Source organism: Aquabacterium commune, assembly GCF_004362855.1.
Lineage (GTDB): Bacteria > Pseudomonadota > Gammaproteobacteria > Burkholderiales > Burkholderiaceae_C > Aquabacterium > Aquabacterium commune.
Genome location: NZ_SNXW01000031.1, coordinates 1 through 3,691 on the forward strand (window position 1 = coordinate 1; position 3,691 = coordinate 3,691).

Below are 3,691 nucleotides of genomic sequence, written 5' to 3' on the forward strand. Positions count from 1 at the left end.
ATCCAAGGCTGCTTTGCTTCATGGGCTCAATGGTCTCAGGCAATCAGGTCGGCGCCAAGCACGTGTCCGGGCGATTTATGCAGACCTTCCCTAACTGGGGCCTTGTAGTACCGAGTGGCAGGGACGATGGCAGACTGAACTGGTATTTCTATGGTCACCGCAAGGTCCCAACCGCGAGCAAGATCAGTATGGATCCACAGCACCCGATGAACCCCGACAAATGGGGCCGTCGGGAGCACGCTTCGCAGCACATCATTGATCCGGAGGGCGGCCATCACACCACCTCACCAAGCAGCGCCGTGGCTAAGGCACCGGCCATGGTGCCGTTGTCACATACAAGCGGACGCCCAAGCTCAATTGGCATGGTGAGATCCAACTCGATACGGCGAGTCCACACTGCGTGACGCCACAGTAGATCTGCATCAAAGGCTCCCAGGCGCATTGAGCCCCCGACATGATTGATCGCCTCGCTGATGGTGGCTTGCTTTGCGACATCGACAAGATGCGCCGAGAAGTCGTTGATCAACATAGGACAGGACAAGTGCACAGGCAACTGCTGGGCAGCAGAGAACTTCTCCAAGTTCCCCCCGGTGTACCGACCAAGTAGCGATTGGTCAGCGATCACATATCGATCACATGACTCCGCGAAGTAGCGCCGTTCCAGCTCCAACCTTTCAAGCATCCGGTCCAGTGGCTCCGCCTCAAGAACCTCGCCGAACGGCTTCAAAGAAACGGCAACCAGACGCACTGCCTGCCGCACGACCAAAGTGACGGCCAGGTCTAGGGTGGCAACGTATGGCACATCGGGAAAGCCAACCTCGCTGCCATGCTCGATGCCTGCCTCACGCGCGATGTCAAGCAGTCCTCGGTGTGGAGGCCTGGCCAGCCCACGCCTTAGGAAGAGATCGTTCAATGGATGCGGGTGTGCATCAGGCCACAGTGGGTACTGCTCGCGCACGTCCCTGGCGCCCAGGTACAGGCAAAGGAGCCCAACGTGCCACTCCACCCGAGCCAAGAAGTGGGAGGCTCTTCGGTAGCCAGGCAGCGAGTCAGTGACCTGATTGCCCTTGGACGACGTGTTCTTCCGTCTGATCCACAGCCACGGCTGGTATAGGTCTCCGTGACCTTGTCCTCGCCCGTCACGCATTCGCGTGCACAGATTTTTCCATCCGCGATTCATCGTCCAGTCTCCAGATTGCATCGGCGCCATGCGCCAGAGCTGAACGCCACAGATGCAGGCGTTCAACTTTTAAAAGGCAAAAGGGGGCTTGACTCGGCCGAAGAAATCGCGGAAACTTTTGGCACCACACCGTTAGTTCCTGCTGCTTCTTGCGGCCGAGGAAGCCGATCTCTCTCACGAGGGGTTGGCTTTTTTCGTTTACATGATCATTTCCTCAAAAAATGGGTTCGGGGGAGCCGGGCGAGGCCGAAAAACCAGCAGCGTAATTTGTTATGGATATTTTTTCAACGGCCTGAGCTATTTAGTTTTTTGGCATTGCATGTTTCTAGCAAATAATTTGAAATTCATATCTAGCGCGTGAATACGACGATACATATCAGCTGCGGACATCCGGATATAAAAAGACGCAATAGAATGGCAACTGTCTCTAGTGGCTGGAGCCAGAACAAGGCCAACAGAGCAGCACGCGGATAGCAGATTCACTTGACATGGTTTGGGCATGTCCACGCTTGCTAGCTTTGCCTTACCATCAAGCCGCCTTGACTCACCTAAGCCCTGCGCCTGTCCGACATCTCTTGCATGATGCAAATGACGAATCCCAAGAAAAAAAGTGTTGCCTGCATAGACCTGTTTTGCGGAGCCGGAGGCTTAACCCACGGACTTGTCCGTGAGGGCATCCCAGTCGTGGCAGGAATTGACCTGGACCCGGCATGTCGCTACCCCTACGTACAAAACAATGCCGCTCAGTTCATTGAGGCGGATGTCGCCAGCGTGTCAGCGGAAAAGGTTGCGACCCTTTTTGGACAGGTCGACGTCAAAGTGCTGGCGGGCTGCGCACCGTGCCAACCGTTTTCGACGTACTCCCAACGCTACGACGCAGAGCGGGATGGCAAGTGGGGCCTGCTCTATGAGTTCGCCCGGCTTACGGAAGAAACGAAGCCTCACATCGTGACCATGGAGAACGTGCCGTCAGTTGCCAGGCACCGCGTCTTTAAGGACTTTGTTTCCAAGCTGGAGAGCTTGGGGTACCACGTCTGGCATGACGTTGTGGACTGCTCCCGCTACGGTGTTCCCCAAGCTCGAAGGAGGATGGTCCTGCTGGCCTCAAAGCTTGGTGACATCTCGCTTGCCCCGCCCACCCACAGTGAACCGATGACCGTGCGGGAAGCGATCAAGGTGCTCACACCGATTCAGGCGGGCCAAACATGCAAGAAAGATCCCTTGCATTCGGCCGCATCGTTGTCAGAGCTGAACATGAAGCGCATGAAGGCGTCCAAGCCAGGAGGCACTTGGCGCGACTGGCCAAAGTCCCTGGTAGCTGACTGCCACAAGCAAAGCACTGGAAAGACATTCCCCAGCGTCTACGGCCGGATGGAGTGGGACAAGCCTGCCCCCACGATGACGACGCAGTGTTATGGCTTTGGAAATGGGCGATTCGGACACCCTTCGCAGAACCGGGCAATTTCACTGCGCGAGGCAGCCGTTTTACAGAGCTTCCCACCTGACTACAAGTTTCTGCCAGACGGTGGCGACGTGAATTTCAGCGCGCTAGGCCGACTGATTGGAAACGCCGTTCCAGTGGGACTTGGCCGAGCCATCGGGCTGAGCATCAAGAATCATCTGGTACAGCACTGACCCTGTGTTGGCCTGCGCCACGCCCGCATGAAATGACCTGAAACATGCCCACAATTGGGGCTCACGGGAATTGAGCCTCATGCAAACGGAAAAATCAGCTTCATACAGGGCAACACCTGAGCCTGGCCAACTTGTCGAAGTTCGCCGACGTCAATGGGTGGTGGTGGAGGTTGACGCGTCCAATCTCTCTGGCGGAGCTCTTCAAAACTTGGTGACCCTCACGTCCATTGATGAAGACGGGATAGGCGAAGAGCTTGAGGTCATCTGGGAGATTGAACCGGGCGCACAACCCATTGAGTGTGCTGGCTTGCCTTCGATCAGTGGGCAGGATGACTCCGACACCCTTGAAGCCTTCCTGGATGCAGTTCGGTGGGGCGCAGCCACCAATGCCGACAGAGGCTTCCTGCAAGCGCCGTTCCGCAGCGGCGTCAGCATTGAAGACTTCCAGCTCGATCCACTGGTGCGTGCCATCGACATGGCCCGTGTCAATCTCCTTATCGCCGACGACGTCGGCTTGGGCAAGACCATTGAGGCTGGTCTCGTCATCCAGGAGATGTTGCTGCGGCACCGCGCCCGCACCGTCCTGATCATCTGCCCAGCTTCGTTGCAAGAAAAGTGGCGCGTGGAGATGCTGGAAAAATTTGGCCTCGAATTCCGCGTCGTAGACACAGCGTACATCAAGCAGTTGCGCCGGGAGCGAGGCATCCACGCCAATCCCTGGACCTCCCATCCGCGCCTCATCGCGTCCATGGACTGGGTCAAAAGCGGTGAAGGTCTACGCGTGTCCGCGCCGATCCAAATCTGAGCCACTGTGCCGATCCAGTATTGAGCCAGGGCTGGTAGCCGACCAAAGGGTGGTCAGCTGTGGATAAGTGT

General features: G+C 56.9%; 2 protein-coding genes and 1 pseudogene. 2 read left to right on the forward strand and 1 reads right to left on the reverse strand.

The genetic code is table 11. The features are described 5' to 3' along the window. Window positions 1–274: 274 nt before the first annotated feature. On the reverse strand, window positions 275–913 hold the full coding sequence (locus EV672_RS18565; protein WP_243738770.1) for a PDDEXK family nuclease: 639 nt from the start codon (window positions 911–913) through the stop codon (window positions 275–277). Window positions 914–1,768: 855 nt separating this feature from the next. Here EV672_RS18565 and EV672_RS18570 point away from each other — a divergent pair. Both EV672_RS18570 and EV672_RS18575 read left to right on the forward strand, forming a co-directional pair. Then, the gene (locus tag EV672_RS18570) at window positions 1,769–2,815 is read left to right on the forward strand and encodes a DNA cytosine methyltransferase (protein ID WP_133611424.1); all 1,047 of its coding nucleotides are present in this window, start codon (window positions 1,769–1,771) and stop codon (window positions 2,813–2,815) included. Window positions 2,816–2,894: 79 nt separating this feature from the next. Continuing rightward, window positions 2,895–3,596, forward strand: a pseudogene (locus EV672_RS18575) (SNF2-related protein); the annotation flags it as partial. Between the last annotated feature and the right edge of the window lie 95 nt (window positions 3,597–3,691).